The organism is Neotabrizicola shimadae, assembly GCF_019623905.1.
GTDB lineage: Bacteria > Pseudomonadota > Alphaproteobacteria > Rhodobacterales > Rhodobacteraceae > Neotabrizicola > Neotabrizicola shimadae.
Genome location: NZ_CP069373.1, coordinates 15,161 through 32,096 on the forward strand (window position 1 = coordinate 15,161; position 16,936 = coordinate 32,096).

Below are 16,936 nucleotides of genomic sequence, written 5' to 3' on the forward strand. Positions count from 1 at the left end.
CCGCGCGGAATGCCATGATACGCTTCGAGAACCTCACCAAGATCTTCTCCCTGGAAGGGCGCAGGAAGACGGTGGCCGACAACATCTGCGCAACCTTCCCCGCGGGGAAGGCCGTGGCGCTTCTGGGCCGCAACGGCACGGGCAAGTCCACGCTGCTGCAGATGATCGCCGGCACCATCGAGCCCACCCGGGGCCGCATCGTCTCGACCGGCACGATCTCGTGGCCGGTGGGTTTTGCCGGGTCGTTCCACCCCGACATGTCGGGGCTGCAGAACACCCGCTTCGTGGCCCGGATCTATGGGGCGGACAGCGACGAGCTGGCCGACTTCGTCGAGGCCTTCGCCGAACTCGGGCCGCATTTCCACCTGCCGGTACGCACCTATTCCTCTGGGATGCGGTCACGGCTGGCCTTCGGCGTGTCGATGGGCATCCGCTTCGATACCTATCTGGTGGACGAGGTCACGGCCGTGGGCGATGCCGCCTTCCGGGCCCGCAGCGACCAGATCTTCCGCGAGCGGATGCGCGAGTCGGGGGCCGTGATGGTCACCCATTCCATGAGCCAGGTGCGCCAGACCTGCGATGCCGCCGCGGTGCTCGAGAACGGGCAGCTCACCTATTACGATGCGGTGGAAGAGGCGATCGCTCACCACGAACGCAACATGCGCGGCTGAGCGCTTGCGCCTGTCGCTTCTGCATTCGAGGCAAGCGCCGCTGTTGCGCCACGATTCCTTGCGCCGCCGTTAATCCCCTCCCGCGATCCTGCCCCGGTCTTTCAGGGGTGGGAGATATCGGGTGGGGACGGATCCTTTCCGGCTCGTCGGCACGCTGTCCGACGCCGGTGCGGCATGGTTTGCCGGCATCGGGACATTGGTCCTGGCGGATACCGCTTTCGGCGGCCGACTCTTCGCGCTGTCGCCGGGGGGCGACCTGCTCTTGTGGAGCGACCCGGAGACGGGTCTCTACACCGCCGGGCAGGCCGTGGTCACCACCGGCCAGGCCTGGACCGGGACGCCGCTGCTGGCGCAACTGACGCTCGGCGGGGGCCGGGCGCTTGCCATGCGCGACAGCGACGGCAACACCGTGCTGCGCTGGCTGGACGACCGGGGCGGGATTTCGGGGCCCGATGTGCTGTTGCACGGGGTGGGGGCGGTCAACCGGATCGGCAGCGCCGCGATGACCGGCGGGGCAGATCTCCTGTACTGGACCGCCCCCGGCACGCCAGGCGTCTCGCTGGCCCTGCGCTCGGCCGCGGGGGTGGTGACCCCCCTCTCGCGGCTGGCCGTGGATGGCGGCGGCGACGGCAGCGACATCTCGGACATCGCCGTCATCACCCGGGGCGGCTCGGTCTTCCTGTGCGTCGCCTCGCGCGGGGCCGACAGCGTGACCCTGCTGCAGCTTGACCGCACGAGCGGCGCGATGCTTGCAGCCACCCGCCTGAGCCCGGCCGAGAACCTGGCCGTGGACCAACCCGCACGGCTGGTCACCCTGCAGTCCGGCGGGCGCGACTATCTGCTGATCGGCGCGGCCGGGACAAGCTCGATCACCGTGGCGGAACTGACCGCCGCCGGCCGGCTGGCAGTGACCGACCAGGTGGGCGACGACCTGTTCAGCCGGTTTCAGGGAATGACTGTGCTGAAGGCCGCAACCATTGGCGACCGATCGTTCATTATCGCCGGCGGGGCCGATGACGGGCTTTCGCTGATGACGCTCTTGCCCGGCGGGCGGCTTCTGCAACTGGGGGTGATCGCCGACAGTACGGCGATGGCGCTGGACAATCCCTCGGCCCTGACGGTCCGGGCGGCGGCGGGTGGCGGGCTGGATCTTTTCGTGGCCAGCGGCAGCGAATCCGGGCTGACGCGACTGCATGTCGATACCGGCAGCCTTGCGCCGGTGCTGCGGGCCGCGGCCAGCGGCAGCAAGCTTGCGGGCGATGCGCGCAACGACCTGCTGGTCGGGGGCGCGGGGGAGGACAAGCTGGACGGCGGGGCGGGCAACGACATCCTGGTCGATGGCGCCGGCCGCGATACGCTGACCGGGGGCAGCGGCGCCGATGTCTTCGTGATGACCGCCGACGGCGCGCTGGACCGGATCGCGGGCTTCACGCCGGGCGAGGACCGGCTGGACCTGTCGGCCTATGGCCGGGTCTACAGCCGCGATGCCTTTTCCTTCCACAGCATCGCCGGCGGGGTGGAGCTGCGCTTCGGCGACGAGCGGCTGCAGCTCTTCTCGACCGATGGCCGGGGGATCGACCCGGCCAGCCTGGGCGATCGCGACCTGCTGGATCTCTGGCATATTCCGGTGGTGCCGGTCAGCACCTCCGGGGTGCGGATCGAGGGCGGGGCGGCGGCGGATCTGCTGTTCGGCACCTCGGGCAACGACACGATGACGGGCGGGGCGGGCCGCGACAGCCTGTCGGGCGGGGCGGGTGAGGATCTCGTGCTGGGGCAGGCGCAGGATGCGGGTTTCGATCCCTTCGCCGCCCAGGTCTACCGGCTGTACCGCGCGACGCTGGACCGCCCTCCCGAAGCGACGGGGCTTCTGGGGTGGAGCGGGCGGCTTGCGGCAGGCATGACGCTGCAGGAGGCTGCCGCGGGCTTTGTCGCCTCGCGCGAGTTCCAGTTGCGCTATGGCGCGACCACCGATGCCCAGTTCGTCACGCTCTTGTACAACAACGTGCTGGACCGCGCGCCCGATCCCACCGGCTTTGCCGCCTGGACCAGGGCGATGGCGAACGGCATGAGCCGCGAGCGCGTGGTGCTGGGATTTTCCGAAAGCCAGGAGTTCCGCAAGACCACAGCGCCCGAGACCCTGGGCGCCAGCCGGGCCGGCCTGCAGGCCGACTGGGCGGATGATGTCTACCGGCTGTACCGCGCGACGCTGGACCGCCCTCCCGAGGCGGCGGGACTTCTGCACTGGAGCGGGCAGATGGCCGCCGGCATGACCCCGCTCGCGGCCGCCGCGGGCTTTGTCGCCTCGCGCGAGTTCCAGCTGCGCTATGGCGCGACCACCGATGCCCAGTTCGTCACGCTCTTGTACAACAACGTGCTGGACCGCGCGCCCGATCCCACCGGCTTTGCCACCTGGACCAGGGCGATAGCGAACGGCATGAGCCGCGAGCGGGTGGTGCTGGGATTTTCCGAAAGCCAGGAGTTCCGCAAGACCACCGCCGCGGCGCTGACCGACTGGATGCGCGCCTTCCTGCCCGACGACCAGCTTTCCGTCTCGCCAGGGGCCGACCTGCTGATGGGCGGGATCGGCGCGGACAGCTTCGTGCTGGCCCCCGGCCTGGGTTCGGGCCATCGCGTCGCCGACCTGGAGCCCTGGGACCGGATCGACCTTACGGCCTTCGGCTATGCCGATGCCGCAGCGGCACTGGCCCATGTCACGACAACCGCAGCGGGGACGCTGTTCTCGGATCAGGGGGTGAGCGTGACCTTCTGCGATATTGCCCCATCGTCGATCACCGCCGAGATGCTTCTGATCTAGCCTCGATCCGGGGCACCACGCCGGAGCGGCACGACTGTGAAACCCTTAAAACGTGCCGCATTCTCATCCATACCGCTCATTATCGGCACATTTCGCGCATCACCAGGTGCTTTCCGCCAAGGCCCCATCATCCCCGATAAGTCCCTCTTATCGTGATGAAAGGGACGAGGATCGGCCACCCTATCGGGACGCCGCGCCCCGCTTCCTCAGCCAGCCCAGGAAGGCCGCGTCCGGCGCGCGCAGCTTCGGGCGGCCCGTGGCGGCCCAGACGGCGCGCCATTCCGCCTCCAGCGCATGGACGTCCCAGCCCGGCATCATCTCGCGCGCGGTTTCCAGCGTGGCGGATTTCAGCAGCGGCCCCTCGCCCGGCAGGATCACCAGGTCGCGGCGGGTGACGCGCAGGATGTCGCCCGGCTCCTCGGCCAGGCGGTATTCGGGCAGGTGATCCTCGGCCACCATGTCGCGGATCATGCGGCGGAAGACGCGCAAGGGCGAGGCCGAGCCGGATTTCTTGGCCAGCGTGCCCATGCCCACCCGCCATTCCGGCTGGCGTCCGCAATGCTTGCGCGCCAGTTCATAGACCCGCCGCTCCAGCGGTTTGCGCAGGCGGAAGTAATCGCGGCTGAGGGTCAGCACCGAATGCGACAGCACCGCGCGGTAAAGCCAGTCCGACAGGGTGACGGCAACCTGGACCATGCGGCCGCCCTTCGTGGCGCGCAGGATCTGCCAGCTTTCGATCAGGCCGAAGCCGGTGGTCGCCTCGACGCCGCCGGTCACCAGGTTCGTGGTGATGCGCGTACCCGCCAGCCGCTCGAAGGCCTCGCGCAGGCGCTGGTAGCCGTCACCGCTGGTCTCGCGGTTGGTGGCCATCATCAGGTCATGCGCCGTGAGCCGCAGCTCGCGCGAGACCGGGCGACCGGCGTTCAGCGCGGCCATCAACTGGCTGATGCAGTAGATCAGGATGTCCTTGTCGAACATCGTGGCAAGGCCGCGGACCGAGGGCACCACCGTCACCGTCACGCCGTTGTGGGCATATTCCAGCACCCGCAAATCCGGTCGGGTCGACAGCGAGAAGACCGGATGCTCCATGCTGCCGATGTCATCCTTGGGCAGCGCATCGAAGATGTCGCAGACGAAGACATCGCCGCCATGCCGGTCCGGCGCCAGCCCGCGCCGCCCCGATGCCCCCAAGCCCACCGCTGAAGCCATGATGCCCGCCTCGTGCCCCGACTGCCCCGTGCCCAGGCCCGTCTTGCTGCAGGCCTTCGTGGTTTCAGTATCACCCGGCAGGGGGCTTGCGGCCAAGCCCCGTCTTCAGCCCATCGGGGGACCGGAGTCACCGGGTCGGGGGATCGGAGTCGGTCCATCGTGGGATCAGAGTCGCCCAGCCGGACAAATGCGAATTTTTCTGCTTGTAAAACAAAAGGCTAGATGGCTCCAGGACGCGCCAGGGCTCCGTGTAACTACTAAACTAACAAAATGATAACATGGGTTGGCGAATGCCAGGCTCGGAACAAGAGACGCAGGGCATCAGCGAAAGCCTTGTATATGCTTGAGAAAATCAGCTTCTGGCCCTTGATGTCGCACTTTTTCTTTCATGTTCGCCGTTTTCCTGTATCCTGCGAAAAAACGCGAACATGAGCAGGCCATGACACGCGAATCGGCAGATGCGCCACCGCCCTATTTCAACATAAGCCCCGATGCCGCACTGGCGGATCTGGCCCCTGCCGTCGGTACCGGGACCCTGGCCGAGATCGCGGCTGCCTGCGCCCGCGGGCGGGCGGACCTTGCCTCTCGCGGACTCGGGGAAGAGGGTCGCAAGTCGCTGCGGCTGTTTTCGGCCTGGGAGATCACCCGCTATCTGATCCCCGTGGCGCCCGGCCATTTCCGCCGGGTGCTGAAGCAGAACCCCGACCTGCCGCAGGGCCGGGCGGAAACCGAGGCAGGCGCGCGCTGGTTCACCTTCGACGAGGTCCTGCGGCTGCGCGCCCATTTCGCGGCGGAAGGTTCCGCGCGGAAGGAATACCTGCCCTACCGGCCGGCGGGCCTGCCCGCCAAGATCGTGGCGGTGGCGAATTTCAAGGGCGGTGTCGGCAAGACCTCGACCTGCGCCCATCTCGCCATGTCGGCGGCGCTGGACGGCTACCGCGTGCTGGTGATCGACCTCGACAGCCAGGGCTCGATGACCTCGATCTTCGGGGGACGGGTCGCCGACGAATGGCAGACGGTCTTTCCGCTGATCGCCGGGCATTACGCGCGTCACCTGCAGGTGGAAAACCGGGCGCGTGTGGGCCGCGGCGAGGCGCCGGTGGCGCTGGATGCCACGCTGTCGGAGGCGCTGAAGATCGCGCCGGACAGCCTCGTGCAGAAGACGCACTGGCCCAACATCGACCTGATCGGCAGCCAGCTGAACCTCTACTGGGCCGAGTTCCAGATTCCGGTCTGGCGCATGCAGGCGCGGGGTTGGAAGCTGTGGGATGCGCTGGCAGAGGCTCTGGCGGAAGGCGGGCTTCTGGACCGCTATGACCTGATCTTCCTCGATACGCCGCCGGCGCTTGGCTATCTCACCATCAACGGGCTGGCGGCGGCCGACATCCTGCTGGTGCCGCTTGGCGCCTCGTTCCTGGAGTTCGACTCCACCGGCCGCTTCTTCGACATGCTGCATTCCACCTTCTCCTCAATCGAGGAGGGCGAGAACACCGCCGCCCGGGCGCTTGGCCGGCCGGAACTGGCCTTCGAATGGGATGCGGTGCGCTGCCTCGTCACGCGCTATGACGGCAGCCAGCAGGCGGAACTGTCCGGGCTGATGCAGGCCTATCTTGGCCGCAGCCTGACGCCGCAACGCCAGGACTTCACCGCGCTGATCGGCCAGGCGGGCGAGCAGGTGAACGGCATCTACGAGGCCGATTACCGCGACTTCAACCGCGACACCTATATCCGCGGCCGCGAGACCTTCGATGTCACCTGGGCGGCCTTCAAGCGTCTGCTTTACGGCATCTGGCGCCGCGACGAGCTGGAGGCGGAGGCGGCGTGATGTTTCGCGCGCGAAACGTTTCGGCCGCCGGATGGGGCGCCGTGCGCTGCGGTGACGGTGCCGAAACCGGCACAGGATCAGGCTACCGGGGCAAGGAGGGCTGAGCATGGCCAAACGCAGACGACTGACCCCGGCGCAAAGCGACTATCTGGGGGCGCCCGGTGTGCTGGAGACCAAGGCCTGGGGCGCGCCGCCCGTCCGGCCGGGGCTGGAGGCTTCGGCCATCGCACCGCCGCCCATTGCCCCCCCTCCCATTGCCCAGGTCGCGGGCGAGGCCAGCGCCGTGGCCGCCCTGGCCGAGGTGTCGGGCGCGCTGGCCGCGGCGCGGGCCGAAGGCCGGCTGGTGCAGCGGCTGGCGCTGGACGCGGTGGAGATCGACTATCTGGTGCGCGACCGCCTGGGCATCGACGCCGAGGAGATGGCGGCGCTGATGGAGTCGATCCGCCTGCACGGCCAGCGCACGCCGATCGAGGTGACCGAGACCGCCCCCGGCCGCTATGGCCTGATCTCGGGCTGGCGGCGGCTGACGGCGCTGCGGCAGTTGGCCGAGGAGACGGGCGAGGCGCGCTTCGACACGGTGCTGGCGCTTCTGCGCCGCCCCGAGACGGCGGGCGCGGCCTATGTCGCCATGGTCGAGGAAAACGAGATCCGGCTTGGCCTGTCCTATTACGAACGCGCCCGCATCACCGGTCGCGCCGTGGAACAGGGGGTCTTCGCCGATGACCGCAGCGCGCTGCAGGCGCTGTTTGCCGCCGCCAGCCGGGCGAAACGGTCGAAGATCGGGTCGTTCCTGCGCATCTGGCGGGCGCTGGACGGCAGCCTGCGCTTTCCCGCCGCCATCCCGGAACGGCTGGGCCTGGCCCTGGCGGCGCGGCTGGATGCGGATCCGGATTTTCCGGGCCAGCTGCTGCGTGATCTGGGCGCCCGTTCGGCAGCGACCGCCGAGGAGGAACTGGCCCGGCTGGCCGCCGCGCTGGAGGCTCCGGCCCCTCCCCCGGGCGCGGCCCCCCGGCCCGTAGCCAGCCCCACGCCCGATCCTGTGCCGCGTCCTGCCCCCCCCGACCCTGGAACCCGCGAGATCCGACCTGGCGTCTTCCTGCGTGTCGAAGGCGGTTTCACGCGGCCCGTGCTGATCGTTGCCGGCCCTGCCGTGGACCCAGCCTTCCGCGAGCGGCTGGAGGCCTGGCTGGCGAATCCGGACTGAAGGGCCCGGGCGAGAGCGGGAAACCCTGAAAGGGCGGTAAGGTTTCGCACAAGTTTTGACCACCTTCGGCGATCTTTTGATCGGTGGCTGCCTTGTCCGGCACGGACAGGGTTGACTTCGGGTCAGAGATCCAACCAAAAGTTCTCGCCCGTCCAAGCTAGCGGGAGCAAGCTTTCAGCCGGGCGAGTGAACTGTGACAATTTCCTGAAATTAAACAATAAATAGACCGGCGCGGGCTGCGCTTTCCGCCTCGGGCCTTCTCCCATTGTGACGACTGGACGAAGAGAATGATACTGCTTACGGGTGCAACCGGCCTTCTCGGCTCTGCCATTCGACAGAACCTCGACCGCACTGGCGGCGCCTATGTCTGCACCAGCAGGGATGCCGTCGATCTGACGGATTTCAATTCGACCCTGGCCTTCTTTCAGGAGCATCGGCCGACCTCGGTGGTGCATTCCGCGGCCCGCGTCCACGGGCTGATGGGCAACAGCCGCTTCCCGGCCGAGATCTTCGACGAGAACCTGACGATCAACTACAACGTCATCGCCGCCGGCTACCGCACCGGCGTGCGCAAGTTCAACGTCGCCAGCACCGTCGCCGCCTATCCGGGCGAGTTGACCGAGAACATCCACGAAAGCCAGTACCTGATGGGCGAGCCCCATGCCGGGGAAAGCGCCTATGCCCATTCCAAGCGGGCGATGCTGGCGCAGCTTGAGGCCTATGCCAAGCAGTACGGCATCTCCTACAGCTACGCGATCTTCACCAATCTCTATGGACCCGGTGACCGCTTCGACACCGAGAACGGCCATGTCGTGCCCTCGCTGGTGGCGAAGTTCCATCATGCGGCGCGCACCGGGACGGCGGTTCCGGTCTGGGGGCGCGGCCGGGCGCAGCGCGACTTCATCTACATCGACGATGCCGCGGCGGCGATGCTGCATGTGGCCGAGACGGGCGAGGGCAGGTTCAACATCGCCACAGGCACGACCGTGCCGATCGCCGAGGTGGTGCAGATCCTGTCCGACATCAGCGGTGTGCGCGACATCCAGTGGCAGCATGAAAAGCCCGAGGGCCAGCTGACGCGCAGCTACGATGTCTCGCGCCTGCGCGCCACCGGCTTTGCGCCCCGCTTCTCGCTGCACGAGGGGCTGGAGCGCACCTACCGCTGGTATGAGCAGAACTGGCCCGATGTCCGGACCTGAGAGGCAAGCATGGTCCCGGGGCCGGGGCTTCGCGTGAAAAGGCAGCCATGAAGAAGACGGTCTTCCTGCACATCGGCCTGCCCAAGACGGGAACCTCTCTCGTCCAGAGGCGCGGCCGGGCTTTTTTCGGGGCGGCGAACCTGATCTTCCTGCGCTTCGAATGGCTCTGCCAAGCCGGGCGACGAGAGTTCCATGCTGTGTCGGAAATGCAGGTGGCGCTCAACCGTGAACGAGACTGCGGGCTCAGGCGCCTGGCGTCGGCCTGACGCGAAACCGATCCCAGACCCCTATATTTACAAGCAGATCATGGACATGACGGCAGATCACCCGGCGGCACTGGCAAAGCTTCAGGCGTATTTCGACCAGGTTCTCGGCGAGGCAGCCGGGGCGCCGCGGCGGGCGACCATTGCGGTGCCGCTGACCTGGCCCGAGATCCGCAATGCGGAATACGAGGTGATCAAGCGCTTCTGCAATGCGGCGGAACGGATCGGGTCGCGCATCATCGTCACCGACAATAACGGCTACCCGGTCTGGTCCAGCGACGACGCGCCGGTCGACAAGACCCGCCAGCTGGGTCCGGATGACGTCGACTTCATGATCTCGCTGCACTTCGAGTCGCCGCGCCTGATCGACGTGCCCTCCTATTACGCGATCTGGCAGCCGGTCGATTTCTACTTCGATTTCGGCTACGAGCCGTCGGTCGCCAAGCTTCTGACGCATAGCGACGGCCTGTCCTGCTCGGCCGATCCGAGCGATGCGCATTTCCAGGCTCTGATGGCCTCCTGCGGACGCAACAGACCCGGCCATCTGCCCTATCTCTTCCACAGCCCCTCGGGTCCCTATTTCGAGCCGAAGATCACCGAGGAGTCACGGCTGTTCTACATCGGCATCAACTGGGAGCGCCTGGGCCAGAGCAAGAAGGGCCGCTTCCACGAACTGCTGCGGCTTCTGGACGACGAGAAGCTGATCGACATCTACGGACCGCGCACCTTCCTGGGCGCAAAGCCATGGGAGGGCTACGACTGCTATCGGGGCGAGTTGCCCTTCGACGGCAAGTCGGTGGTGCGGGCGCTGCACAACTCGGGCATCTGCCTGGCGATGTCGTCGAAGGCGCACCAGGACAGCGGGGTGATGAGCAACCGGCTGTTCGAGGGGCTGGCGGCCGGCACCGCGATCATCGCCAACCCGCATCCCTTCATCGACAAGTATTTCTCCGATCTCGTCTATCAGGTCGACGACACGGTGGGCGACGAGGAGATCTTCTTCCAGATCACGGACATCATCACCGAGATCCGTGCCGATCCGGAGGCTGCCAACGAGCGCGCCCGCAAGGGGCAGGAGCGGCTGCGCGACCTCTTCTCGCTGGAGAAATGCCTCCAGGCACTGATCACCCAGCATCCCGCCCGCACTGCCGCGCGCCGCGGCCCGGATGCGGCGCCGATCACGGTGATCTTCCCCTATGCCGGGCAGCGCCTTTCGGCGGTGCGCGAGGTGCTGGAGGACCTGAAGGCCCAGGCAGGTGTTGCCATCGAGCTGGTGCTTGTCTGGGACCCGGTCTTCGCCGAGGGCGCCGGCAAGGCGCTGATCGAGGCGGCGCAGGCCCATTTCCCGCGCGTGACCGTGATCACCGATGTCTTCCACCAGGACGCGCTGCAACCGACGCTTGGCGCCGCGCTTCATGCGGCGCGCGGCCATGTCACGACCGAGGCCTTCGCCGTTGTCAGCACCGGCGAGCGCTTCTTCCGTGACCACTTCCGCAGCCTTGCCCAGGCGCTGACGGTTCCCGGCGGCCGGGCCAGGGTTCTGGCCGCAGCCTCGGGCCAGCTGGACGAGGATTACGAGGGTGCCAAGCGCGACCTCTTCGTGCGGCGCACGGTGGCGGGGCTCAACATGCCCTCCGATCCGCGCGACGTGCTGGTCAACAGCGACCTGTGGCGCACCCCCGGCCGCTACCTGTTCAGCGCCGGCCTGCTGACTTCGGCCGGGGCCGAGGTGCTGCCGCTTCTGGACGATGGGGCGACCGGCTACCTGCTTCTGCAGACCCTGATCGGCGGGCGCGTGGCCCAGACCGGGGAGGCCGGTTACGTCCGCATCATCCCGGATGCCGTGACCAGGATGCCTTCGGCGCAGCGCATTGCCCGCCAGCAGCAGTTCCTGCGCGACACGCTGCGGTTCGACCCGTTGCCCGGCCTGCCGCCCGTGCCGCCAGTCACCGGAACAGGGCTCAACGGCGATCTGGCAGTGGCGCCCTTCGTGCCGCGCATCTTCCTGGACGAGATGATGGACGTGCGCACGGGCAGTGCGGCGCTGCAATATCTCGACACCGGCTTCTCGCATCCCGAGGCCGGGGGCATCTGGATCGATGGTGGTGTCGGCACGCTGCGCTTCCGCATCGCCAATGCCGGCAAGATCGAGGACATGCAGATCGCGCTCATGCTGGCGGGGCGTCCGGCGCTGGCCGACAACCGGCCGCAGCACGTCACCGTGGCGGTGAACGGCATGACGCTGGGCTACTTCCAGCTTTCCGCGCAGCCGGTGGCGATCACCGTGCGCCTGCCGGTCGGTCTGGCCAAGGCCGAAGTGCTGCAGGTGCGCATCATCGCCGACCATGCCGAACCGGTCCGCAATGCCGAGGGCGCCATCGTCGATCCGCGGCGCCTGGGCATCCTGCTGACCGGCGTCGGCATCTTCCGCTCGGCGAAGGTGCCGCTGCCGGAACTGGCCCCCGACCTGGACTACGACCTGCGCCGCACCGGCAACGGCCGCCCGCTGCTTGTCGAGGGCTGCTTCCCCGAGGAAGAGCTGACCTGGCTCAGCGACGGCCCGGCGCTTCTGCGGTTCCGCATCCGCGAGCGGATGCCGAAGATGCGGCTGGAACTCGATCTCATCGCCGTCAGCTCCGAGACCCAGCACGAGCCGATCGAGCTCACCTGCAAGATCAACGACATGCCGGTCGCCCGCTTCAAGGTGGGCGAGCGCATGTCCACCCATGTCATCCCGCTGCCGGCAGAGGCGATGGGAGACATGGGCAACTGCGAACTGACGCTGGAACCCAGCCATGCGGTGCGCATGTATGGCGGCAACCGCATTCTCAGCGTGGGCCTGCGCCGGCTGCGGCTGTCCAACCTTGATCCGATCGAGCCGGATGTCGAATACCTCACCACCAGCACCGGCAACGGCAAGTCCTTCCTGCGTGAGGGCTTCTCGAAGATCGAGCCGGTCGCGACCTGGATCGACGGCGACAAGGCAAGGATCGAGGGGCGGCTGGAGCCGGGCGAGTTCTCGGGCGAAGCGATGCACCTGGAGATCCGCGCCGGGTCGCGCGCCGCGGCCGATGGCGAGCCGCATCGCTGCCGGGTCATGCTGAACGGAGAGGAACTGGGCACCATCACGCTGGATCCCGTCAAGGTCATCACCGCCCGGCTGCCGCTGCCGCCCACCTTCGTCACCGACAAGGAGGCCGACCTGCGCATCGGCCTCGAGCTGGAAGCCCCGGCCTTGCCCGTGATGGATCCGGTTACCAAGAAGGTCCTCGATCCCCGTCGGCTTGGCATGAACCTGCTCGCGTTCCGTCTGGCCACGGGCGAGATCCAGCCGGAGCCGGAAGCCGATCTGGCCGCGGATGCGGACCAGACGGAAGAGGACGGTGACGAGCCCGCCAAGGCAACGAAAGGCCGCACCGAGGACGCCGGCAGCGCAAAGGCAACGAAAGGCCGGCGGACCGCTCGCGCCGGGCGCGTTTCTGGACACACCAATTCCGGGCCGGTATCGTCCGGTCCGGTCTCTGCCTCAGACAAGGAGAGCTGATCATGGCCAACGAAACTCAGGCTGCGGACGACGACAAGAAGGCCGGCAACCAGGTTGCCGCCCGGCTGGCACGGGTGCTTTATGCGCGCGCCAATCCCGGCAAGGTTTCGAAAGATGCCTGGGAAGCGGCGCGGGCCGACTATCTCAAGCAGGCCCGCCAATTGATGCGTGCCCTGGAAAAGCAGGGACTCAGCATCACGCTGGCCGCCTGATCCAGAGAGGTATCCTGCCGGATCTACGCCAGAACAGCTGAAGAAAGTCCGCACTCATGGAATCCTTCCCTGCTCGCCGCGAATCTTTCTGCGCTCAACAGACCCTGATCCGGTCCGGGACTCTTGGGCAGATGGATGAGCCTGGAAAGCTGATCTCTGGTTTCAGACACCCCTGGCCTGGTGATAAATGCGCCAAGGGACGGGATTCTGAAAAATACAGTGCATTGTATCGCCCCAAGGAGACGGGAATTTTATTTCTGTTCGGATCATCCCTGCCAGAAACTGATTTCTCCGGGGTATCCCTGCAGAACCTATGCTCCCCATTCTGTGAAATGGACAATACCGGGGAAATACTGCGAATGGCCGGCCATGAAAAAATGACCGGTTTCAACAAAGGCCAGGCGGCGGCAACTTACAGGTTGCAGGGTCGGGATCGCCTGTCTATCACACCGCCGACCGGCAAACGGGACAAAGTGGAGATCGGGGCTTTATGAAGAAGGCATTCATCACGGGCATCACCGGACAGGACGGGGCCTATCTTTCGAAGTTCCTGCTTGAGAAGGGATACGAGGTTCACGGCGGCGTCCGCCGGATTTCCCAGCCCGAGACGGTCCGTCTGGAGCAGGTCGGCGTCCTGAAGGACGTGATCATCCACGACTTCGACCTGTCGGAACCCTACAACATCGTCCGCGTGCTGCAGACGGTCGCACCGGACGAGGTCTACAACCTCGGCGCACAGAGCTTCGTCGGTTCGTCCTGGGACCTGCCGGTCTATGCTGCCGATGTGAACGGCATCGGTGTGCTGCGCATCCTGGACGCGCTGCGCACCTTTGCGCCGCAGACGCGCTTCTACCAGGCCTCGACCTCCGAGATGTTCGGCCTGGTGCAGGCCGTGCCGCAAAGCGAGACCACGCGCTTCTATCCGCGCTCGCCCTATGGCGTGGCCAAGGTCTATGGCCATTACATCACCATGAACTACCGGGAATCCTTCGGGATGCATGCCTCGTCGGGCATTCTCTTCAACCACGAGAGTCCGCTGCGCGGCAAGGAGTTCGTCACGCGCAAGATTACCCTCGCCCTGGCCCGCCTGGCCCGCGGCGGCACCGACACCCTGGTCCTTGGCAATCTTGATGCCAAGCGCGACTGGGGCTTCGCCGGCGACTATGTCAAGGGCATGTGGATGATGCTGCAGCAGCCCGAAGCCGATGACTATGTGCTGGCCACCGGGGTGACGACGCCGATCCGCGACTTCGTGCGCTTTGCCGCCGAGGCGCTCGGCATGGATCCGGTGTTCGAGGGCGAGGGCGTGGAGGAAACCGCCACCGACCGCAAGACCGGCAAGCGTATCGTCGAGATCAGCGAGAAGTTCTTCCGCCCGGCGGAAGTGGACCTGCTGATCGGCGATCCCACGAAGGCGCGCACCAGGCTGGGCTGGCAACCGGAAGTCACGGTGCGGCAACTGGCCGAGATGATGGCGAAGTCCGATTACGATGCCCTTGGCTAAGGCGCTGCGCGGGCAGGTTGCCCGCCTGGTGCATGCCATGCGGCCCTACCGGGGCAATGTCGACGGGGTCTTTGACGGGGCCCTGACCGGATGGGTTTTGCCACGCGATCCGGCCGCGGGGCCGGTTCGTGTCGGGCTTTACACCCGGCGTGGACTGCTGGCGCAGGGCGTGGCCAACATCTTCAGGGGCGACCTGAAGGAGGCCGGCATCGGCACGGGGCATCACGCCTTTGCCCTGCCGCTGCCGCCCGCGCTGTTGCGCACCATCGCCGAGGACGGCGGCCGCGTGACCGTCCGCGTCCTGGACCGCACCGAATTCATTCTGGGCAACCAGATCCTGCTTGTGCCGGGGGCGGGGGTCCTGCCTGCCGGCGCCGCCGACAGGGGAGACCCCCTGGAACGGCTGCTTTACGGCGACCTGCAGCGCTGGCGCGCGCTGCTGGAGGCCCGGGCCGGGATGTCCCTGGATTGCCTGCCGGGCGAAGCCGGCTGGCCCGACCTGCCCGCCGATGCGCCGCACCGGCGGATGTTCTCGCGCAGCGACTATCTGACCGGGGGGGAGTTGCCGCCCGGCATGACGGCCTACGGCGACTATGTGCGTTACCGCTACAAGCTGGACCGCCAGTTCGACCTCGCCGAAGAGGCCGAGACTGCGCATTTCCAGAACTGGTATGTCGCGGGCTACAGCACCCTGCGCAAGGGATTGCGCGTGCCGATGTCGCAGGAGCTGATCGCCTGGTGGAACGGGCCTGTCGTGATCCCCGGCCAGCGCACCACGATCACGCGGGCCACCTGGTCCTTCATCCTCGGTGTGCCGCCGCTTTTGCATTCGATGGATTTCGGCAATGCCAACTGGCTGGACTGGGTCACCTTCTGGTGGTCGGTGCGGCAGGCCCGCGCGATGAATGTCGAGGATTGCCTGGTGCCCGAGGCCTATGCCGAGCGCCTGCGCCGGGTGCCAGAAGCCTGGGAGGGCAAGCCCGACGCGCCGAGCGAGTTCATGCTGCGCCTTCACGCCGAGACGCCGGAACTGGCCGGCTTCGTGCTGGAAGACCGGGCGGCACGCCTGCGGCTTGGCGCGGTCATCGCGCTGATGGCAGCGCAGCGGCCCGACTACCTGCGCTTCCTGCCCGAGGGTCTTCTGGGCCGGCTCTTCGAGGGGCAGGCGCCGCTTCTGCCCGCGCTCTGGCGCGAGCTTGCCGGCGAGGGAGCGCCCGAACTGGACCGCCCCGCCTTCGAGGCGGCGCTTCGGCTGCAGGGCTTCGACCCGGTCGGGCTGCGCTTCCTGAACTTCACCGCCGGGGGCGACCGGCTGGAAGCGGCGATCCTGCCGGCCCCGCCGCGCGACGAGACGCCGGTGGATATCCAGATCATCGGCCCCTTCGAAAAGGCCTCGGGCCTGGGCCAGGCGACGCGGCTTTCGGCCGAGGTGCTGTCGCGCACCGGCTGGAGCGTGAACTGCGTCAACTTCGGCCTCGACAATCCCGCCCCCGAGGGCTTCAGCCGGGTAGGCGACCTGTCGGGCTACCGCCGCGCGAAGGTGAACCTGATCCACCTGAACGGCGAGTCGATCCCCCTGGCCTTCGCCTACCAGCCCGATGTCTTTTCGGGTGCCTACAACATCGGCTATTTCTTCTGGGAACTCGACAGCCCGGCGGCCTGCCATTACCTCGGCATGAACATGCTGGATGAGATCTGGGTCTCGACCGAATACGGCGTGTCGATCTTCCGGCCGAATGCGCCGGGGCCGGTGACCAATGTCGGCATGTGCTTCGAGGATCTGCCCGAGATCGACCGCGACGAGGCCCGTGCCTACCTGCAGCGCAAGACCGGCTTTTCGGGCCGCGAATTCGTGTTCTTCGTGGCCTTCGACAGCTTTTCCTTCGTGCAGCGCAAGAACCCGCTCGGCACGCTGAAGGCCTTTGCCCGCGCCTTCGAGGGGGTGCGCGACGTGCGGCTGGTGATCAAGACGCAGAACCGCCGCAAGGTGGCCGACCCGGCGCAACTGCGCATCTGGGAAAAGGTCGATGCCCTGGTCGCGGCAGACAAGCGCATCACGGTCATCGACGAGACGCTGAGCTATGATGACCTCTTGCGGCTGAAGAAGGGTGCGGACTGCTACATCTCGCTGCACAAGTCCGAGGGCTGGGGCTTCGGCATGATCGAGGCGATGAACCTAAAGCTGCCGGTGGTCTGCACCGCCTATTCCGGCAACATGGACTTCTGTTCGGAAGAGACCGCCTTCCTGGTGGGCTACCAGGAGGTCGAACTGGAGGACGACGACTACATCTTCGTGCTGCCGGGCCAGAAATGGGCCGAGCCCGACATCGCCGATGCAGCGCGCCAGATGCGCCTGGTGCATGACGACGCGGCGCTGCGCCAGGCCAAGGCCGAGGCCGGCCATGCCTATGTGCGCACCCATTTCTCGGCCGAGGCGATCTCGCGCCGCTATGCGGCGCGGATGGAGGAGATCATGAAGGGTCTTGAGGC

The 16,936-nt window shown here is 67.1% G+C and carries 12 protein-coding genes; 11 read left to right on the forward strand and 1 reads right to left on the reverse strand.

From position 1 onward, the window contains the following. The first annotated feature begins 14 nt into the window (after positions 1–14). Positions 15–671 carry an ABC transporter ATP-binding protein gene (locus JO391_RS21240; protein WP_220664822.1) on the forward strand — a complete coding sequence of 219 codons (657 nt, stop codon included), beginning with the start codon at positions 15–17 and terminating at the stop codon, positions 669–671. A 121-nt stretch (positions 672–792) separates the two neighbouring features. Continuing rightward, the gene (locus JO391_RS21245) at positions 793–3,486 is read left to right on the forward strand and encodes a DUF4214 domain-containing protein (RefSeq protein ID WP_220664823.1); all 2,694 of its coding nucleotides are present in this window, start codon (positions 793–795) and stop codon (positions 3,484–3,486) included. A gap of 180 nt (positions 3,487–3,666) precedes the next feature. On the opposite strand, the gene JO391_RS21250 is transcribed toward JO391_RS21245, so the two are convergent. Then, positions 3,667–4,695 (reverse strand): replication initiator protein A, encoded by a 1,029-nt coding sequence (locus tag JO391_RS21250; protein WP_220664824.1) that lies wholly within the window; start codon positions 4,693–4,695, stop codon positions 3,667–3,669. A gap of 439 nt (positions 4,696–5,134) precedes the next feature. On the opposite strand from JO391_RS21250, the gene JO391_RS21255 reads away from it, so the two are divergent. From JO391_RS21255 to JO391_RS21295, 9 genes are all read left to right on the forward strand, one after another. Beyond that, positions 5,135–6,520: an AAA family ATPase gene (locus JO391_RS21255; protein WP_220664825.1), complete on the forward strand. Its 1,386-nt coding sequence runs from the start codon at positions 5,135–5,137 to the stop codon at positions 6,518–6,520. Between the two features lie 106 nt (positions 6,521–6,626). Further along, entirely contained in the window at positions 6,627–7,724 is a 1,098-nt protein-coding gene (locus JO391_RS21260) for a ParB/RepB/Spo0J family partition protein (protein WP_220664826.1), read from the forward strand. A gap of 287 nt (positions 7,725–8,011) precedes the next feature. Next, positions 8,012–8,923: an NAD-dependent epimerase/dehydratase family protein gene (locus tag JO391_RS21265; RefSeq protein WP_220664827.1), complete on the forward strand. Its 912-nt coding sequence runs from the start codon at positions 8,012–8,014 to the stop codon at positions 8,921–8,923. Between the two features lie 47 nt (positions 8,924–8,970). Beyond that, the gene (locus JO391_RS21270; RefSeq protein ID WP_220664828.1) at positions 8,971–9,189 is read left to right on the forward strand and encodes a hypothetical protein; all 219 of its coding nucleotides are present in this window, start codon (positions 8,971–8,973) and stop codon (positions 9,187–9,189) included. A 40-nt stretch (positions 9,190–9,229) separates the two neighbouring features. Continuing rightward, on the forward strand, positions 9,230–12,730 hold the full coding sequence (locus tag JO391_RS21275; protein ID WP_220664829.1) for a glycosyltransferase family protein: 3,501 nt from the start codon (positions 9,230–9,232) through the stop codon (positions 12,728–12,730). 2 nt (positions 12,731–12,732) lie between these two features. Further along, positions 12,733–12,942 carry a hypothetical protein gene (locus JO391_RS21280; RefSeq protein WP_220664830.1) on the forward strand — a complete coding sequence of 70 codons (210 nt, stop codon included), beginning with the start codon at positions 12,733–12,735 and terminating at the stop codon, positions 12,940–12,942. Positions 12,943–12,998: 56 nt separating this feature from the next. Next, entirely contained in the window at positions 12,999–13,436 is a 438-nt protein-coding gene (locus JO391_RS21285; RefSeq protein ID WP_220664831.1) for a hypothetical protein, read from the forward strand. After that, positions 13,433–14,446, forward strand: a complete 1,014-nt coding sequence (gene gmd / locus JO391_RS21290) for a GDP-mannose 4,6-dehydratase (protein ID WP_220664832.1) — start codon at positions 13,433–13,435, stop codon at positions 14,444–14,446. Before JO391_RS21285 ends, gmd begins: the two co-directional genes overlap by 4 nt. Continuing rightward, positions 14,433–16,936: glycosyltransferase family 4 protein (locus tag JO391_RS21295; RefSeq protein ID WP_220664833.1), on the forward strand; the 2,504-nt coding region annotated here is incomplete at its 3' end. The genes gmd and JO391_RS21295, both read left to right, overlap by 14 nt.

Excerpts from the sequence above, each read along its gene's own strand:
- JO391_RS21250 (WP_220664824.1), bottom strand. The coding sequence starts at position 4,695 with ATGGCTTCAGCGGTGGGCTTGGGGGCATCGGGGCGGCGCGGGCTGGCG.
- JO391_RS21270 (WP_220664828.1), top strand. The coding sequence starts at position 8,971 with ATGAAGAAGACGGTCTTCCTGCACATCGGCCTGCCCAAGACGGGAACC.
- JO391_RS21255 (WP_220664825.1), top strand. The coding sequence starts at position 5,135 with ATGACACGCGAATCGGCAGATGCGCCACCGCCCTATTTCAACATAAGC.
- JO391_RS21285 (WP_220664831.1), top strand. The coding sequence starts at position 12,999 with ATGGAATCCTTCCCTGCTCGCCGCGAATCTTTCTGCGCTCAACAGACC.
- gmd (WP_220664832.1), top strand. The coding sequence starts at position 13,433 with ATGAAGAAGGCATTCATCACGGGCATCACCGGACAGGACGGGGCCTAT.
- JO391_RS21265 (WP_220664827.1), top strand. The coding sequence starts at position 8,012 with ATGATACTGCTTACGGGTGCAACCGGCCTTCTCGGCTCTGCCATTCGA.
- JO391_RS21280 (WP_220664830.1), top strand. The coding sequence starts at position 12,733 with ATGGCCAACGAAACTCAGGCTGCGGACGACGACAAGAAGGCCGGCAAC.
- JO391_RS21260 (WP_220664826.1), top strand. The coding sequence starts at position 6,627 with ATGGCCAAACGCAGACGACTGACCCCGGCGCAAAGCGACTATCTGGGG.
- JO391_RS21275 (WP_220664829.1), top strand. The coding sequence starts at position 9,230 with ATGGACATGACGGCAGATCACCCGGCGGCACTGGCAAAGCTTCAGGCG.
- JO391_RS21240 (WP_220664822.1), top strand. The coding sequence starts at position 15 with ATGATACGCTTCGAGAACCTCACCAAGATCTTCTCCCTGGAAGGGCGC.